The sequence below is a fragment of the Dyadobacter sp. HNCC25DJ186 genome (genome assembly GCF_056895235.1).
This window is the reverse complement of record NZ_JBXHAS010000006.1, coordinates 245,732-263,760: the sequence shown is the minus strand read 5'-3', so window position 1 is coordinate 263,760 and position 18,029 is coordinate 245,732. Positions and strand designations below refer to the sequence as shown.

Annotated in this window: 17 protein-coding genes; 9 read left to right on the top strand and 8 right to left on the bottom strand. The window is 40.7% G+C overall.

Going from position 1 to position 18,029, the window contains the following annotated elements:
* Positions 1–42: 42 nt before the first annotated feature.
* The 3 genes from recQ (at position 43) to AC1XUO_RS19265 (ending at position 3,320) form a co-directional block, all read left to right on the top strand.
* Complete coding sequence (gene recQ, locus AC1XUO_RS19275) at positions 43–2,196, top strand: DNA helicase RecQ (RefSeq protein ID WP_483331404.1); 2,154 nt, start codon at positions 43–45, stop codon at positions 2,194–2,196.
* An 81-nt stretch (positions 2,197–2,277) separates the two neighbouring features.
* Entirely contained in the window at positions 2,278–2,871 is a 594-nt protein-coding gene (locus tag AC1XUO_RS19270) for a Panacea domain-containing protein (RefSeq protein ID WP_483331403.1), read from the top strand.
* 5 nt (positions 2,872–2,876) lie between these two features.
* Positions 2,877–3,320, top strand: a complete 444-nt coding sequence (locus AC1XUO_RS19265; RefSeq protein ID WP_483331402.1) for a hypothetical protein — start codon at positions 2,877–2,879, stop codon at positions 3,318–3,320.
* Here the strand turns inward: AC1XUO_RS19265 and AC1XUO_RS19260 are convergent.
* The 4 genes from AC1XUO_RS19260 to kdsA form a co-directional block, all read right to left on the bottom strand.
* Positions 3,309–3,860, bottom strand: coding sequence for a DNA-3-methyladenine glycosylase I (locus tag AC1XUO_RS19260; RefSeq protein WP_483331401.1), 552 nt, complete (start codon positions 3,858–3,860; stop codon positions 3,309–3,311). The two genes, AC1XUO_RS19265 and AC1XUO_RS19260, sit on opposite strands and share 12 nt — an antisense overlap.
* A gap of 6 nt (positions 3,861–3,866) precedes the next feature.
* Positions 3,867–4,331, bottom strand: coding sequence for a GyrI-like domain-containing protein (locus tag AC1XUO_RS19255; RefSeq protein WP_483331400.1), 465 nt, complete (start codon positions 4,329–4,331; stop codon positions 3,867–3,869).
* 92 nt (positions 4,332–4,423) lie between these two features.
* Positions 4,424–5,137 carry a phosphatase PAP2 family protein gene (locus tag AC1XUO_RS19250; protein WP_483331399.1) on the bottom strand — a complete coding sequence of 238 codons (714 nt, stop codon included), beginning with the start codon at positions 5,135–5,137 and terminating at the stop codon, positions 4,424–4,426.
* Between the two features lie 61 nt (positions 5,138–5,198).
* Positions 5,199–6,011 (bottom strand): 3-deoxy-8-phosphooctulonate synthase, encoded by an 813-nt coding sequence (gene kdsA / locus AC1XUO_RS19245; protein ID WP_483331398.1) that lies wholly within the window; start codon positions 6,009–6,011, stop codon positions 5,199–5,201.
* A 229-nt stretch (positions 6,012–6,240) separates the two neighbouring features.
* On the opposite strand from kdsA, the gene AC1XUO_RS19240 reads away from it, so the two are divergent.
* From AC1XUO_RS19240 to AC1XUO_RS19220, 5 genes are all read left to right on the top strand, one after another.
* On the top strand, positions 6,241–6,477 hold the full coding sequence (locus AC1XUO_RS19240; protein ID WP_015813362.1) for an acyl carrier protein: 237 nt from the start codon (positions 6,241–6,243) through the stop codon (positions 6,475–6,477).
* A gap of 44 nt (positions 6,478–6,521) precedes the next feature.
* Positions 6,522–7,775 carry a beta-ketoacyl-ACP synthase II gene (gene fabF, locus AC1XUO_RS19235; protein WP_234650720.1) on the top strand — a complete coding sequence of 418 codons (1,254 nt, stop codon included), beginning with the start codon at positions 6,522–6,524 and terminating at the stop codon, positions 7,773–7,775.
* A 14-nt stretch (positions 7,776–7,789) separates the two neighbouring features.
* Entirely contained in the window at positions 7,790–8,536 is a 747-nt protein-coding gene (gene rnc, locus AC1XUO_RS19230) for a ribonuclease III (protein ID WP_234650721.1), read from the top strand.
* A 417-nt stretch (positions 8,537–8,953) separates the two neighbouring features.
* A complete protein-coding gene (locus AC1XUO_RS19225) occupies positions 8,954–9,385 on the top strand; it encodes an Hsp20/alpha crystallin family protein (protein WP_483331397.1) in 432 nt (143 codons plus the stop codon).
* A gap of 204 nt (positions 9,386–9,589) precedes the next feature.
* Positions 9,590–11,128: a Do family serine endopeptidase gene (locus tag AC1XUO_RS19220; RefSeq protein WP_483331522.1), complete on the top strand. Its 1,539-nt coding sequence runs from the start codon at positions 9,590–9,592 to the stop codon at positions 11,126–11,128.
* Positions 11,129–11,259: 131 nt separating this feature from the next.
* Here the strand turns inward: AC1XUO_RS19220 and AC1XUO_RS19215 are convergent, their stop codons facing one another.
* Positions 11,260–13,158, bottom strand: a complete 1,899-nt coding sequence (locus AC1XUO_RS19215; protein WP_483331396.1) for a pseudouridine synthase — start codon at positions 13,156–13,158, stop codon at positions 11,260–11,262.
* 273 nt (positions 13,159–13,431) lie between these two features.
* Here AC1XUO_RS19215 and AC1XUO_RS19210 point away from each other — a divergent pair, with 273 nt between their 5' ends.
* Entirely contained in the window at positions 13,432–15,381 is a 1,950-nt protein-coding gene (locus tag AC1XUO_RS19210; protein WP_483331395.1) for an acetoacetate--CoA ligase, read from the top strand.
* Positions 15,382–15,401: 20 nt separating this feature from the next.
* Here the strand turns inward: AC1XUO_RS19210 and AC1XUO_RS19205 are convergent, their stop codons facing one another.
* From AC1XUO_RS19205 to AC1XUO_RS19195, 3 genes are all read right to left on the bottom strand, one after another.
* Positions 15,402–16,031, bottom strand: coding sequence for a hypothetical protein (locus AC1XUO_RS19205; protein ID WP_483331394.1), 630 nt, complete (start codon positions 16,029–16,031; stop codon positions 15,402–15,404).
* A gap of 62 nt (positions 16,032–16,093) precedes the next feature.
* The gene (locus tag AC1XUO_RS19200; RefSeq protein ID WP_483331393.1) at positions 16,094–17,182 is read right to left on the bottom strand and encodes a hypothetical protein; all 1,089 of its coding nucleotides are present in this window, start codon (positions 17,180–17,182) and stop codon (positions 16,094–16,096) included.
* A 161-nt stretch (positions 17,183–17,343) separates the two neighbouring features.
* Positions 17,344–17,949: a Crp/Fnr family transcriptional regulator gene (locus AC1XUO_RS19195; RefSeq protein ID WP_483331392.1), complete on the bottom strand. Its 606-nt coding sequence runs from the start codon at positions 17,947–17,949 to the stop codon at positions 17,344–17,346.
* Positions 17,950–18,029 lie beyond the last annotated feature (80 nt).

Sequence of the window (18,029 nt, the reverse complement as noted above, 5' to 3'; positions counted from 1 at the left end):
GTTCGAATTTATATTGGCTTACCGCTTAGAAACCACTTCATCATGTCCATAAACAAAGAACAGGCTCTAAAACAATATTTTGGCTACGATACTTTCCGGCCTCAGCAGGCCGAAATTATTGATACCGTAATGGCTGGAAAGGATTGTCTGGTACTGATGCCCACGGGTGGAGGAAAATCGGTTTGTTTTCAGATCCCTGCCATCATGCGTGACGGTTTAACAGTCGTGATTTCTCCGTTGATTGCTTTGATGAAAGATCAGGTTGAAGCGCTCAGAGTAAATGGCGTTAATGCAGCTTTTTTGAACTCTTCACTTTCTTCCGCAGAACAGGATCAGGTGATGTGGCAGGCCAAAATCGGAGAGTTAAAATTACTTTATATAGCACCTGAGCGGCTATTTTCAGGAAATACATTTGAATTTTTGCGGGAGTGGAATGTTTCTCTTTTCGCCATTGACGAATCACATTGTATCTCTTCCTGGGGCCATGATTTTCGTCCGGAATATCGTCAGTTAAGTGCGTTGAAAAAATATTTCCCGCAAGTTGCGGTCATAGCTTTGACTGCAACAGCCGATCGGGTAACACGGCGTGATATTTTAAAACAAATTGGTATAGAAGAAGCACAAACTTTTGTCGCCAGTTTTGACAGACCGAATTTAAGTTTGAATGTTTTGCCGGGAAGAGGCAGAATTCAACAAATTCAAACTTTTTTGAGAAAACATAACGGTCAGGCTGGAATCATTTATTGTCTGAGCCGGAAAGGAACCGAAACAGTAGCTGCCAGTTTGCAAAAAGCAGGATTTGAAGCTGAGTTTTATCATGCCGGATTAGCCTCTGAAAAACGATCCAAAGTTCAGGAGCAGTTTCTTCGGGACGATATCCAGATTATTGTTGCGACGGTAGCTTTCGGAATGGGAATTGATAAATCCAATGTCCGCTGGGTTATCCATTACAATCTGCCTTCCAACGTAGAAAGTTTTTATCAGGAAATCGGCCGGGCAGGGCGTGACGGATCGCCTTCTGATACGGTTTTGTTTTATAGTTATATGGACATCATTACCCGCCAGGAAATGATAGCCAATTCGGATCAGTCCGAAGAGCAGAAAGAATTATTGAACGCGAAACTGAACCGGATGAAGCAATATGCCGAAGCCGATATTTGCAGGAGAAGGATTTTGCTGAGTTATTTTAATGAAGCCGTAGATCAGGATTGCGGAAATTGTGATGTTTGCCGGAATCCCCGGTCACGTTTCGACGCGACTGTAATTGCGCAAAAAGCACTTTCAGGAATTGCGCGTACCAAGGAAAAAGTAGCCATGGGTATGCTGATTGATATTTTGCGCGGCAGCCGGAATAAAAATGTTTTGCAGTATGGTTATGACAAACTGCCGACTTTTGGCGTAGGACACGATCTGCGCGGAGAAGAATGGGCGGAATATATTAGTCAGTTATTAAATTCCGGGGTGATGGATATCGCCTATGATGAAGCGCATTCTTTTAAATTAAATCCCGCAAGCCAACAGGTTTTGTATGGAAAAAGGAAAGTGGAACTGGTAAGATTTATCCCGCTTTCTGAACGGAAAGCGAAAGAAGAAGCGCAGCTTCCAAAAGAAAAACCGAAACAGGAAATTATCCGGGATGCCTTGTTTGAACGTTTAAGAACGCTTCGTAAGCAAATTGCAGATCGTATGGGCGTTCCGCCTTATGTAGTTTTTACCGATGCCACTTTATCTGAAATGGCGCAGAAAAGACCTGTATCCGAAGCACAGATGAAAGCGATTTCAGGGATTGGTACGGAGCGTTTCCGGAATTATGGAGAAACGTTTATCAGGGAGATCGTTGACTTTGCGAAGGAAAATACCAAACCCGGAACACGTGTAGCCAAAGGAATGACTTACGTTGAAACCTGGGAGCTATTCAAAGCGGGTTATTCCTTAAAAGTAATAGCAGAAAAACGGGACCTGAATCCGGTCACGATCATTTCTCATCTGGTAAAATTAAAAGAAGACGGGCACGACATTAATTTGAAGGCATTAATAGATCCGAATGTCTACAAAATCATTGTAACGGCTGCACAGGAAATAAGTATCCGCCGTGATGAACCTCTGAAACCTCTTTTTGAAATGTTAAATGAGAAGTATGATTATGGGCAGATTAAGCTGGCGCTGGCGGTTTGGGAGGAGGAGCAGGGGAATTAAAATATGTTTTGAGAAAAGATCATTTTGAATTGCAGATAATGTCCTGATCCTCGTTAAATTTATAAAGTAAATTCAATTGTTATGACACATCCTTTTTCCTCATCCGAAATTGATAAAATTGGTAATGCGATCGTTTATTTAGCGGAGCGGATAAAGCCTTTGTCCAAAACCAAACTTCTCAAACTTATATATCTGATTGAAGAATACAGTGTCAGAACTTATGGCTTGCCATTTTTTAACCTGGATTTCACGGTGTGGAAACTTGGGCCAGTATCCCGTGATATATTTGTTGATCTATCATCAGAAGAGCCGGTATTGTTGTCTAAGTATATTCGAAAAAACATAAGTGTAGATGCCACGATTGATATATTTCCAAAGGTGCAATTTTCGGATGACGAATTCACGGATAATGAAATGAAGCTGCTGGAACATATCACAGATACTTTTAAGGACTACTCTGCATCAGATCTTGTACAGCTTACACATCGCAAACATTCCCTTTGGTATCTTACCGCTTCGGAACATGGCGTACTGGAATATCTTGAAGAAGGTAAAATGAATTCAACAGAAATTCGTATTGATTTTTCCCGATTACTGAATGGAACGCCGGTCAAAAAAGCCATTTATGATGATCAACGGAATTATTTAGATAATAGTCAGTCGTTGAAAATGTAGCGATCATGGATAGGGAAGGAAGCATTTTGTATTTCGATCCGTTTTATTTTAAGAATGGTAACAAGTCAAAACCTAAATATTTTATTACCCTAAAAGTTATTAACGGTAAATCAATTCTGGCAAGCTTGCCTTCAAGTGTAGATTTTCGTCCATCAAACTTAAATGAAAACGAGCGATGTTTAGAAATTCCGGAAGCCTCTTTTAACTGTTATATTTTTCCTGCCAATCATAAAATAACCACGCTCGGTTGGGCCTTTCCTCTTAATACCTATGTTTATGGGCAGCAAATAGACGAATACGAAATCAGCGTTTTAAAGGATATTTATCCTGTCGAAGGCTTAGATTATAAGATTATCGGAATATTGATGGCCAGTGAATTTGAAAAATTGATCAGTTGTTTTCAAAATTCAGCAAATGTGAAGCGAAAATTTAAAAAATTATTGCTGTAAGGAATCCGAAGATTTTTTGAGTTTTATAGCAACCGGACACCCAACACTATGCGCACCAGGTAAATACCCGGTGCTCATTAGAAATTCATTCACAATTTCTCCGCCAACAAATTTGAAATTCTTCTTAAATAATTTCAGCCAATCGGGTAGCGTTAACGGATGATGCGCATCCAGCCAGCCTTTAAAAGAGCCGTATTCCTGTTTCAGAAAAACAATTTTTTGTGCATTAACGATGGCTGCGTTAATCTTCAAACGATTACGGATAATTCCCGGATCAAGTAATAATCTTTCCCGATCTTCTTCTGTATAAGCTGCTATCTCTTCAATAGCGAAGTTGCTGTACGCCTTTCGAAAACCTTCCTGCTTTCTCAGCATCAGCGTCCAGCTCAAACCTGCCTGATTGATTTCCAGAATAAATCTGCCAAAAAGCTCATCATCGTCATCAATCTGAAAGCCATATTGATGATCGTGATAATGTTTGTGCAAAAGATAATCCGGAAGTTCGGATGGATTGTTGTTGACGTAATCGCAGTAAGACATAGAATATTAAAACTCGGTAATTCCTATTTGAATTTCGGTAATATTAGCTTGCGGATTTTGAAAATCCATATTTAAATAAATTTCACGATTTTCTCCACTCATATTCTGGCCTCCTGAAACGATGGTTGGAATTAATGATCCGTATGTTTCGCCTAACTTGTTCCAATCCCCTAAATGCTGCGCCGAAACACATTGAAATGCACGGAGGCTTTTTAGTTTGAAATCTGAGTTTTCAAGATGTTTTTCTCGAAATGAGATTGGCAAAGCGATTGTCAGTGAAAAAATCGTTTCGGGATTTCCATCCATACCTTCATAAACCCAGTAAACTGGTCCGGTGATTTCCAGGTCATTTCGGACGGCAGTTTGGTACATTTTATGGGCAACCACGCGCACATATTCTCCAATTTCTGAAAGTTTTGTTTTTGTTTCAAAACATAAAACCTGCATTGGATGTATTTTCTTCAATTCCATAATCATTTATTTTGTTTGTTGTTTTGGCAAAATAAATGATGCCTACCGACAACCCTATGTCAGCAGGAATTCAGAATAGAAATTATTTTTATTTACTTCTTCCGGATTCTGCGAACCTTCTGCTTCAACCACGGATAACTGATGTAAACGACTTTTGTCGCCGCAATACCAATTCCTGCGCCCATCAGCACGTCCGCAAGCCAATGTTTATTTTTAAGAACTCGCATCGTACCGACCGTAGTTGCGGCAGTGTAACCTCCTACGCTATACCAAACACTTCTTTGCCCATATTCTTCATGGAGTATTGTGGCACTCGTAAATGCGTTGCTGGTATGCCCTGACGGAAAAGAATGGTTATCTTCCCCGTTTGGACGAGGATATTTTGATATCATCTTTAAACTCCCGGTAACCCCCTGTGCAACCAGATTGGAAAGAAGGGCAAGAATAAGCTGATCGCCAAAAGAATGTCTTCCCTTCACACCAGAGGCACCCAGGCTTAAACTGACAACGGCCGGTAAGTAGTGGAGGTAATTATCAAAATTTTTTGTGTTGAAGTTAGGATATTCACTTACAACATGAGATTGCAGCTGTCTGCTGATGGAACCCTGCGTAACAAATGCAGCCAGAGCCAGCGAAACCGGTGCTACGGCTTCAATAGGCCGGAACTGCCAAAGTTTTTCTGGTTTTTTCTGAACCAGTGTATCGTGGTAAACCGAGTCAATCGCCTGAGCAGATACCTGATTTGAAAATAACCCCTGACAGATAAAAGTTACAAGGAAGATGCAACGTGTAAACTGTTTTTCCATAAAAGATTTAAAAAAAATAAGATTGCGGCCTTAACCACAACCTTATTTTTTAAAGTAATGATTACAAAATGGACTCTCTGACCCGCACTAATTTTTCCAATAATCCTTCAAGCTGATCCAGCGGTAACATATTGGCTCCGTCTGATTTCGCTTCTGCCGGGTTGAAATGCGTTTCAATAAAAAGCCCGTCTGCACCCACTGCAATGGCTGCTTTGGCGATTGTTTCGATCAATTTTGGCTTTCCGCCTGTAACGCCGGATTCCTGATTTGGCTGCTGCAATGAATGCGTACAATCCATAATCACCGGAACATTAAAAGCGCGCATGGCGGGAAGATTGCGATAATCCACGATCAATTCACCATAACCAAAACTGTTGCCGCGATCTGTCAACAAAACCTGGCAATCCGGATTCGTTTCATTTATTTTTTCAACCGCAAATTTCATCGAAGCACCCGAAAGAAACTGTCCTTTTTTAACATTTACCGCCTTTCCGGTACGAGCTGCTGCTGCAATTAATTCTGTTTGGCGGCATAAAAATGCCGGAATCTGCAAAACATCAACATATTCCGCTGCAAAAGCCGCTTCGTGTGATTCATGAATATCAGTAACAGTCGGGACACCAAAGGTCTGGCTGATCTCCTGCAAGATTTTTAAAGCTTTTTCATCACCAATTCCGGTAAAAGAATCAACTTTCGTACGGTTGGCTTTACGATAAGATCCTTTGAAAATATAAGGTATTTTAAGCCTGTCTGTCAGAGTAACAATATGTTCCGCAATACGCAATGCCATATCTCTTCCCTCTATCGCACAAGGGCCTGCCATAAGGAAAAACTGGGGAGAATCAGTGTTTTTTAATTTCGGAATTGACAACATAATACGAATAATCAAAAATTAATAAAGTTCTGTAAAGGTACGGTTATCTGCAATCTTCTCTATGTGATTCGTTGTATTCGTGGAACTTAAAGGGTTAAGCATTTGATATTCTGTTTCTTTTATTTCCCTTGGTTTTGGGACAGTATTATTACAGGTTTTAAAAAAATGTTGACAAAGTGAAGTAGAATATCTTTCTTTGTTGCGATTTTAACCAAAAAGTGTTTACAAAATGTCAGCAATTGCAGAAAGAGTTAAGCAAATTATCGTCGAAAAACTCGGCGTAGAAGAGTCGGAGGTAACGCCAGAAGCAAACTTCCAGAACGACTTGGGAGCGGACTCTCTAGATACCGTTGAGTTGATTATGGAATTTGAGAAAGAATTCAATCTTTCTATTCCTGATGATCAAGCCGAGAACATTGGTACAGTTGGTCAGGCTGTTGCATATTTGGAAGAAAACGTAAAATAGTTTTACGCCTTTCCAGTATCATCTTCTTTTTCTGTCCCTATTTTATGAGTTTTAAGCGAGTTGTAATTACCGGTATGGGCGCGTTGACGCCTATTGGAAATGATGTTCCTACCTATTGGAAGAATTTAGTTGCAGGCGTAAGCGGTGCTGCGCCTATAACCAGGTTTGATGCCGAACGGTTTCGGACCCGATTTGCCTGTGAGGTAAAAGGGCTGGACATACATGATTACATTCCGCGTCAGGAAGCTCGTAAAATGGATCCATTTACCCAGTATGCCGTAATTGCAACTGACGAAGCAATGAAGGACGCCGGCTTTGACGCAGATACACTTGATCTCGACAAAGCCGGTGTAATTTGGGGTTCGGGAATTGGTGGTTTGAAAACATTTGAGGACGAAGTTTTAAACTTCTCAGATGGTGGAAGAAATCCGCGTTTCAATCCATTCTTTATTCCTAAAATGATTGCTGATAGCGCGTCGGGAGTTCTTTCCATTCGTTATGGTTTTCGTGGACCTACTTTCATTACGGTTTCAGCTTGTGCTTCCGCGACCAATGCCCTGATTGACGCATTTAATTATATCCGTCTGGGTATGATGAATGTATGTATTTCAGGCGGTTCCGAGGCGGCCATTACAAATGCAGGTGTGGGAGGATTTAATGCGTTGAAAGCATTATCAGAAAATAACGCTTCACCGGAAACAGCGTCACGTCCTTATGATAAGGATAGGGATGGATTTGTTTTGGGAGAAGGTGGTGCAGCATTGATTTTGGAAGAGTACGAGCACGCCAAAGCTCGCGGCGCGAAGATTTATGCCGAAATGATTGGTGGAGGTATGTCTTCTGATGCATACCACATTACCGCTCCGCATCCGGAAGGTCGCGGTGCCTACATGGTAATGAAAAATACGCTTGAAAATGCAGGATTGCAGCCAGAAGATATTGATTATATCAATACCCATGGTACTTCAACACCTATTGGTGATCCGCAGGAAATTAAAGCAATCGAGAAATTCTTCGGTGAGCATGCCTACAACATGAGCATCAGTTCTACCAAATCCATGACCGGGCATTTGCTTGGAGGTGCGGGAGCAATTGAGGCAGCTGCATGTATCATGGCGATCCAGGATCAGATTATTCCACCGACGATCAACCATTTTACAGATGATCCGGAGATTAATCCCCGATTAAACCTTACTTTTAATACAGCACAAAAACGCAAGGTCGATATAGCCCTAAGTAATACTTTTGGTTTTGGCGGTCATAATGCTTCCGTTATTTTCAAGAGGTTCGAGGAATAATTAACTTATTGATTTTGGCAAAACGAATTCTTTTACCGATCCTCGCCCTTTTTAGAACAGGGAGCCCCGAGGATAAGAAATTTAAGGAATCTATTGCGCATGTAATTGGCGACCGCCCTTCAAACCTGGGTGTTTATCAATTGGCATTTCGCCATACATCGGCCTCCCGTGAAACAGCTATTAAAGGTTTTCGTGAATCAAACGAAAGGCTTGAATATCTGGGTGATGCGGTGCTGGGAATGGTTGTTGCCGAATTTTTATTTACCAAATACCCTTATAAGGACGAAGGATTTCTAACTGAAATCCGCTCACGGATTGTTAACCGTGAATCGCTCAATCAAATTTCCCGAAAGCTTGGTTTAGACCGTCTTATCGAATATGACGGAAACCGTCGTGGTATGTCCCCGAGATCTTCCATGTATGGCGATGCACTGGAAGCATTTGTAGGAGCAATTTATCTGGATAAGGGATTTCGTTTTACACGGAAATTTATTATTAGTAAGCTTTTAACGCATTACGATCTGGACGATATCATCCAGAATAATATCAACTTCAAAAGCCTTATCATCGAATGGGCGCAACGGGAAGGTAAGGAGATCCGCTTCGAAATTCTTGAAGAGAGAGGAACCCGTCATCACCGTGAATTTATCTCCCAGATTTTAGTCAACGAGCAACCGTTTGCAACTGGTAATGGTTTTACCAAAAAGAAAGCAGAGCAGTCTGCCTCCGAAAGAGCTTGTGAACAGCTTGAATTGAAATAGGATCTTCAAGCGATTCATGAAAATATATCATCTTCCGTAAATTAATTCACGGATTTTTACAGTGCTAATGCATTTTAAGAATCGTAATATTTTCCTGCATAATAAATTGCTTTGCTATAATTTCCGAATGTGATATTACAGTCGCTAAATTTTATAGTCTTTATCACGAACCATCCCAATTCCAACTCCTGTGATTTTTCAATTTGATCTTCGTTTATTAAGAAAATGTTGACAGAAATTCTATCTTAAAGCTAATATTTCGGCCATTATGGCACAAAATTTTTGCTTTTATTAATAATCATGCCATTTTGTCTTATGGTCTGGTTGTTTTTTCTCATCGGTACAAAAGTTTTAAAATCCTTCGCATACCGCAACGGTACTTAAACTTTAAATCAGAAAATTAAAACCGATAAAACCATGAGCACATTAGTAAAAACCCACTTTGCGAATCCTAAATTGTACAACGGATTTTTTGGTAAAGAAGCTTTAAACGAATTTTTCGCACCAGCTTATGCCGGCAGCGTTCCAGCAGTTAATGTCGTTGAAAACAAAGAAGGTTTTAGAATTGAAGTAGCAGCACCAGGCCTTCAGAAATCTGATTTCAAATTAAACCTGGAAAAAAACCAGCTGACAATTTCTGCTCAAAAAGAACAAACAGAGCAGGAAGCGAACGAAACATATTCTCGCAGAGAATTTAAATATAGTTCTTTCCAAAGGACGTTCACCTTACCAAATGCGGTAGACGGCGAAAAAATTGCTGCAACTTACGCGGATGGTATCTTAAAAGTGGAACTTCCAAAACGCGAGGAAGCAATTGAAAAACCATTGCGTGAAATTGAAATTGCTTAAAATTTAATTTTAGAAAAGGCGTTATTTGGCATGAATAACGCCTTTTTTGCTGTATAAAGGATTAAATATTAACGCAGAATATATTTCAGTGAATTTTCAGATTCATACCTTTGTTAAAATATGTTAAAAGGCTTAAGAAAGGGAATAATTTGCAGGTTCGTTTACGTTATTTGTTTAATATAGTTATAACCCCAACATATGGAAATGAAAACAAACTGGAAAGCTTTGGTATTGGTTGGGCTGCTTTCGAGCGCATCAACCCTTGCAGGCTTTAAACTTTTAAATTCAAATAGTGATAAGGATGTTATTTTTAAAGAAGCTCCTTCCGAATCACTGGCACGTTTCACCTCGACCGGCGCGCCTGCTGGTGCTCCCGGTGATTTTGTATACGCAGCAGAAGCAACTACGCCGACAGTAGTGCATATTAAATCTACGATGACCAGATCATCACGAAGCAGCCAGGGAGATATTCCTGATATTTTCCGTGATTTCTTTGGAGATGATTTTGGTGGTGGCGGTTCTCGCGGCCCGCAATCGTCAGAGGCGTCGGGATCGGGTGTTGTGATCTCAGCGGATGGATATATTGTTACCAATAACCACGTTGTGGAAGGTGCTCAGGAGCTGGAAGTTACTTTGTCAAACAAAAGTAAATTCCGTGCAAAAGTAGTTGGAGCTGACCCATCAACGGATATTGCAGTAATCAAAATTGAAGGAAAAAACCTTCCAGCTATTACTTTTGGTAGCTCTGATGCGGTAAAAGTAGGAGAGTGGGTTGTAGCAGTTGGTAATCCTTTTAATCTGGAATCAACAGTTACTGCCGGGATTATCAGTGCGAAAGGACGTGGACTCGGAATAATTGGTCAATCTCAAAATCGTCGTGGTAACGCCAGACCTACTTCGGCAATAACTGCGGATGTTCCTTTGGAATCGTTTATTCAGACGGATGCGGTTGTTAACCCTGGAAATAGTGGTGGTGCGTTGGTAAATTTGAAAGGTGAATTGATTGGTATCAATACAGCCATTGCAAGTCCGACAGGAAGTTTTGCAGGGTATGCTTTCGCAGTTCCTTCAAGTATTGTGAAAAAAGTTTCTGGTGACCTTATCAAGTTCGGTAATGTTCAGCGCGGATATCTTGGTATATCCCTTGACGAACTTGATAGCCGGAAAGCGGAAGAATATGGCGTGAAAGTGAACGACGGTGTATATGTTCGTGATTTCACAGAAAATAGTGCGGCCAAAGCAGGTGGCGTTACGAAAGGTGATGTAATCGTGAAGGTGGATGGAATGAATACACATTCAATTCCTGAGTTGCAGCAATCAATTGGTTTGCACAAACCTGGTGACAAAGTTACTGTTACTGTAAACCGTGATGGAACCGAGAAAGATTTGAGCGTTACATTACGTAACCGTACAGGTGGTTCTGATATTTTAAAACGCGATGAATCTGCTGTTGTTATGAGCGTTTTAGGCGCGCAATTTGGTAACATCAGCGATCAGGAAAAACAACGTCTAACACGATATAAAGTGGAAGGTGGCGTAAAGGTTCTTTCTATCGATGGTGGAAAACTGGCCAGAACAGGAGTTGAAGAAGGTTTTATCATTACAAAAGTGAATGGCAAACCAGTTAAATCTGTAAAAGAACTGGAAGCGTCACTTGCCGGTAAATCTGATTCTATGGTTCAGTTTGAAGGTTTATATATCGATGCTCCTTATGATGTTTATTCATTCGGATTTAGATTTTAAAATAGCTTTTAGCGATTAGGTGTTAGCTTTTAGCTTGTATAAATCGCTGAGATTGTAGATAAAAAAATGGTCCCGGAAAATAATTTTCCGGGACCATTTTTTATATTTTGTATTGAAGATTGCTCGAAATATTAAAGCATAAACTTCAATCTGACCACTTCTTTTTCACTTAGGAAACGCCATTTTCCTCTTGGCAAATCTTTCTTGTCTAGTCCGGCAAAAACGGTACGATCCAGTTTTTGCACTTCATAACCAAGGTGTTCGAACATGCGGCGAACGATTCGGTTTTTGCCACTGTGAATTTCCAGTCCTACAACCATAGCGTCCGCAGTAACGATTCCTAATTCATCAGGTTTCACAAAACCATCTTCCAGTTCTAATCCTGCCTGAAGTTGTTCGAAATCTTCTGTTGTGATCGGTTTGTCAAGTTCAGCCTGATAAATCTTTTTGATTCCGTTAGAAGGATGCGTCAGCTTTTCAGCCAGTTCTCCGTCATTTGTCATCAAAAGTAATCCGGTTGTATTTCTGTCCAAACGACCTACCGGATAAATACGCTCAAAACAAGCTCCTTTGATTAAATCCAAAACTGTTTTACGTTCCTCCGGATCGTCAGTTGTCGTGATATAATCTTTTGGTTTGTTAATAAGCACGTAAACCAGTTTTTCACGGCTTAATGCTTTCTTGCCAAATTTAACTACGTCAGATGGTTCAACTTTATGACCCATCTCTGTAACAACTTTTCCATTTACAGAAATTTGTCCGGATGCGATCAAGTCATCTGCTTCGCGACGGGAACAAATACCGGCGTTGGCAATATATCGGTTTAAACGCATTTCAGAACTTTCCTGCTTGCGTTTTGCACCTGGTTTTTTATCGTAACCACTTAAATTATAACGAGGTGCAGTCTCAAATCTTCCAACACGTCGGTTGGCTGCTTCTTCAATTGCACGCTGTTCTGTTGAAGGATCGGTATTAACTACCTCTTCAAAATCGCTTTTTTTTTTAAAAGCCGGTTTTTCGTGTCTTCCGTTTGAAGGAGTAGGTTTGAAAGAACGTGGCGCATCGCTGCCTCTTTCTGAACGAGGTTTGTCGAAACTTCTTCCTTCTCCTCGTGGAGCAAATTCACCTCTTGGTCTATCCTGACCAAGTCTTTCCTGACCAGATCTTTCTGATCTCTCAAAACGCGGCTTGTCGAAGCCCGGTTTATCAAAACTTCTACCTTCTGATCTTTCTCTTGGTCTGTCCTGACCGGGAGCAAATTCACCTCTTGGCTTAAAGCTACGGGAATCACCATCACGGTCCGAGGAACGTGGTTTGTCATAAGAAGGTCTGTCCTGACCGGGTCTTTCAGATCTTTCGAAACGCGGCTTATCGAAACCTGGCTTGTCAAAACTTCTTCCTTCTGATCTTTCTCTTGGTCTGTCCTGACCGGGAGCAAATTCACCTCTTGGTTTGAAACCACGAGAATCACCATCACGGTCTGACGAACGTGGTTTGTCGTAAGAAGGTCTATCCTGACCGGGTCTGTCCTGACTGGGTCTATCTTGACCGGGTCTGTCCGAACCAGATCTTTCAAAACGTGGCTTGTCGAAGCCCGGCTTATCAAAACTTCTACCCTCTGATCTTTCTCTTGGTACAAATTCACCTCTTGGCTTGAAACCGCGGGAATCACCATCGCGATCTGACGAACGTGGTTTGTTAAAAGAAGGTCTGTCCTGACCGCCTCTGTCAAAACGTGGCTTATCGAAGCCCGGTTTAGAAAAACCAGGTTTGCCAAAATTTGGTTTGTCGTAACGTGGACGTTCCGAGTCGAAGCGAGGTTTGTCGCCGCTTGGTCTGTCGCTATAAGATCTTGACGATTCAGCGCTTGGAGCTGCTGCCCGGAGACTGGATTTTTTTATACTTGGCTTGCTGAAGCGACTTTCTGCTTCCGGACGTTTTTTACCAAATGGGCGGGCCGAAGCATTGACACTTCTACCTGGAGGACGCGAAGAGCTCGCATCACTCGATTTTGTTATTCTTTTTCTCATTAGGAATGCAGTATCACTACTGGATTTTTTTTCCTCTCTACAAACTTGTCGTTACTTCGGTTAGTGATTTTGATGACCGTTGTCATAACAAAATGCCACTAAAACGCATTTACAAACGTATCTGATGTTCAGAGTACTATGTGTTATTTATGTTTTGAAATGCAAAGATACACTAATTTTTATAATAAATATTTTGGTTTCTTTTATCCGAAAAGTGTCATTACGACGTTAGTAATGTTCGTTACCTGATATCCATTAAATTTTGCATGTCCTATGCCAACGAATACTCAGTTACAACCACTTTGGAAACCAGGCAAAAAACTTACGGAACAGTCCAATCTCAAAAAATATATGGATTGGCTTTTCGTAAAAAAAGGACTTTATTTTCGTGGATATCATGATTTATGGGAATGGTCGGTGACGGATCTGGAAGATTTCTGGGAAAGTCTCTGGCAATATTTTCATATCAAATCGCACGACATCTATCTGGAAGTTTTGCGCAGGCCAAAAAAGGGAATGATTGGTACACAATGGTTTAGAAGATCAAGCCTTAATTATGCCGAACACATTTTCAGAAATAAAACAAAGGATCATCCCGCCATACTTTTCCAATCTGAAACACAAGGATTAACAAAAATTTCCTGGGAAGAGCTTGAATTGCAGGTAGCGGCTGTTTCAACATGGCTTCGTCAGCGGGGCGTCAGGCCAGGGGACAGGGTAGCAGCGGTTTTGCCCAATATCCCTCAGGCGGTGGTAGCATTTTTGGCTGTTAATGCAATCGGTGCGGTCTGGTCCAGCTGCTCGCCGGATTTTGGAAGAGCGGGAATTGTAGAGCGGCTCTCCCAAATTGAGCCCAAAGTATTGTTTGTTACTGACGGATATCATTACAACGGAAAAACCGTCGATACTACGGGGACAACGATGGAGCTTGGATCTTCTCTACCGTCCGTAAAAGATATTGTCATGATTTCCAACATTGATTCCCGGTCAAAACCCGAAGGGATCAGGTCCTGGGAAGATATTTTACATTTGCCCAATTTTGGAATTGATTTTGAAGCCGTTCCCTTTGAACATCCGATCTGGGTACTTTACTCATCCGGAACAACAGGAAAACCAAAGGCAATAACGCACAGTGTCGGCGGTTGTTTACTGGAACATTTGAAGATATTAGCAATTCACCAAAACGTAAAACCCGGCGACCGCTATTTCTGGTATTCAACGACCGGATGGATGATGTGGAATTTTGCTTTGGGCTCCATGTTATGCGGAGCCACGCTGGTGATATATGATGGTTCTCCCGCTTTTCCGAGTACCCAGGTTTTATGGACATTGGCAGAACGGGCCAAAATCACACACTTTGGGAGTGGAGCAGCTTATTTCATCAATTGTATGAAAAGCGGAACAAGTATTCCTGCTGAAAAACTTTCGCATCTGGAAACCATCGGTTCAACCGGTTCTCCGCTTCCGCCGGACGTTTATGAATGGATCTATCAATATGTCAAAAAAGAAGTCTGGCTTATTTCGTTAAGTGGCGGAACGGATATTTGCAGTGCTTTTGTCGGTGGAAATCCGATGGAACCCGTTTATCCGGGAGAAATTCAAAGTCGTGCTTTGGGTGCCAAAGTTGAAGCTTTTGATGAAAATGGAAATTCCGTTATTGAAGAATTGGGAGAAATGGTCATTACCCAACCGATGCCTTCTATGCCGATTTATTTCTGGAATGATGAAGATAATGAGCGTTACGAAAGCAGCTATTTTGAAACCTATCCAAACGTCTGGCGCCATGGCGACTGGATCAAAATCACATCCAGAGGTTCTGTAATTATTTACGGAAGGTCAGACGCAACCTTAAACCGTGACGGAATCCGTATCGGAACTTCCGAAGTTTACAGCGCCGTGGAAAGTTTGCCTGAGATTAAGGACAGTCTTGTGGTATATCTTGAAAAGGAAGATGGGGGAGGATTTATGCCTTTGTTTGTTGTTTTGGAAGAAAATAAGAAATTAACCGAAACATTAAAAGAGGAAATCAAGCATGCATTAAGAACCCAATACAGTCCACGCCATGTACCTGATACCATCGAAGCTGTTGCCGCTATTCCATATACGATTAATGGAAAAAAGATGGAAGCACCGATTAAGAAAATACTGATGGGAATGGATCCCGCAAAAGCGGTCAGTAAGGACACGATGCGGAATCCGGAGGCTTTGGATGGGTTTGTTTAAAAGTTTATTTTCCAAATGTGTTAATTAAATCGTTTTCCGATCGAAATAGACAAGTTCGTTAATACATCACCATTCGTATCAGCCTGGAAATTTGCAGTAGCACCCAGGAATAAAGATTTTCCAATGGAATAGTTATAAAATAATTCTGGGGATACTCCAACTGCGTAAGTCTTTTGTGGCGAGGTGTTTATAATATATGTTGCCGGATAAGGAATACCAGTTGTTTGTGGATCAAAAACAATAAATAATTGGTCAAAATAAGATGAAGATTGATAACGCAAAATACCATCAATTTTCAAACCTAACTCGTTTCTTTTTGTCTTTATAAAACTATATCCAAGGCCAACAGAAGTCTGAATTCCCCCGGCAGTATATCGAAAAGAATGATCCAGAACCGTACCATCGGATTGTGTAGTGCTATTACGAAATGAACCATCATGAATAGATGCTCCAACCGAAATAGACCAGACTAGTTTTTTTCTAAAATATTTACCGTAGGTAATTTTCTGCGAAATTCCTTTCATATCTCCTGTTCCATGTGTGCTGCGTCCTGCGGTTAGATTTACAAAGCTTTGGTCGAATTTTTGATTTGTCTGAGCAGAAGCACTAAAAAAGAAAAAAAGTAGTACGAGGGTGGTTATTATTTTCATAAAAGTAAATTAAAACACATTATCACTCGTAATTTGAAGTGATAATGTGTATGAATGAAAAATTATTTTCTTTTTACGTTTGCGTTCTGGATATTGTAAACTTGTCCAACAGCATCGTCAAATTGTACTGTAAATTGGCCTAGTTTATCATCTTGATCCTGACTTGGGAAAGTGTATCCAATTGCTGGACCACCAGATGTTGATGGGAAAGTAATAGTAGTACTAGCGGATGCTCCTCCATCTTCTTCTATCCAAGCTTCTGTCATCCAGTTTCCGTATGTCGATTTATTCCAATTACCAACAAAATAACCAAAGTCATACCAGTTATTATTTCTAAAGTTCTTTCTCTTACGTTTACCGAAGGGTATATTTTGCGAAGGTGACCCGGATGCACCAACAATAATCATTTTAAATTCTAATTTTCCCGAAGTCCAGTGTTCAATTGCATTAATATCAGTAACCTGAATTATTCCTCCATATTCGGCTCGCCCATCTACTCGTAAGTTATTCTGGACCATATTTCCTGCTGAAACATTTTCTTCATTACCAATAACATAGATATCATTTTCCCACGCAAATTCCTCATCAACAGTTTGTACCCAAACCCAAGTGCCATTAACATAAGCTCTGTAGGCATCTACCCCTTCCGGTGCATAACTAACACGCTGCGTGCTTTGTCCATCCAGAGGCGATTCAACAGGTTGTATTACTCCAAGTGGTTCGGACATAATAACCTCGGCGGACCTTGCTTCAGGATGGTCTATCCTTTCATCTTCAATTGTTTCAGCCCTTGGGTAGAATACCAGCGGTTCATTATCGTTTACCAAGGGTTTTATCAACCCAACAAGCTGTTCTAGTGTAGCCATAGATTTTTTATACTTATCAATTTCTCGATGTGATGCGATGATGTCTGTGATATAGACATTATAATCTCCGTGCTTTTGCTTAAGACATTCCGCCAGAATATACTGTCTAAACCGATCTTCTTTTGCAAGGTTGAGAATCTCAACCATAACTTTCTCCTGAAGCTTCCGTAGTGGAGTATGTTCATTAATAGACTCCATACGATTGTTGACAAGAGGAGTTTGACATTTGGTAAGTACACCAACGATTAAAAAAACCGCAATGGTTAATTGAAAACATTTTTTCATAATTTTGTCTTGGTTTAATTGTGGAAACAGTTGGACTTCTGCAAAGTCACCTGCTACCCGTGGGGACCAACCGAAGGTTGAAGGTGGCTTTGCTTCTTGTAAACGTAAAACTTAAAAAGTGGCCTGTCAATAGCCAACCAACTTTCTCAACATAGGTTGATTCATGTACCTACATTAACTTTTGCCACGTTTTTGTAAGCCTTACAGGCAAATTCTCTTCGAATACGAGAAAGGTGGGTAGGTGTAATTCCTAGATAACTGGCGATGTGCTGCATCTTAACTCGATTGGCGATATGCCGGTGTGTTTCTATAAAATCTTCATAACGTTTATAAGCTGTCTGCATCTGAGAACCATACATACGTTTTTCTGATATATGCAGATAACTCTGAATAAGATGAAAGGCAGGTTCATAAAGCTCAGGGAATTCTGCCATTAAGGTTCGGTAATCTTCTCTGGTTATTTGATAAAGTATCACTGGAGTACAAGTTTCAATATATTCAAGTGATGGATTTCCACTAAAAAAGCTTTCTGTCGAAAAAATCGGGCTTCCCTCGGCAGCAAACCAATTTGTCCATTGCATTTCCAGCGACTGATAATAGCAACGAACAACGCCTTCTTTTATAAAATATAAATTTTGCTGGTACTGACCGGGAGAAAGAATCGTTTCATATTCTGCTAACTTTTTGACGGTAATTTTGGAAAGAAGTGCTTTACTGGCTGATGGACTAGCAAAATTTTGCAGGTCGTAGTTGAAAAGTTTTAACATCTCGGGATGAGTAGTAAGTGTGCGAATTATTATTCAGAAGATTTTCATACCGTCACGTAAAAGTATTTAATTAAAAACGA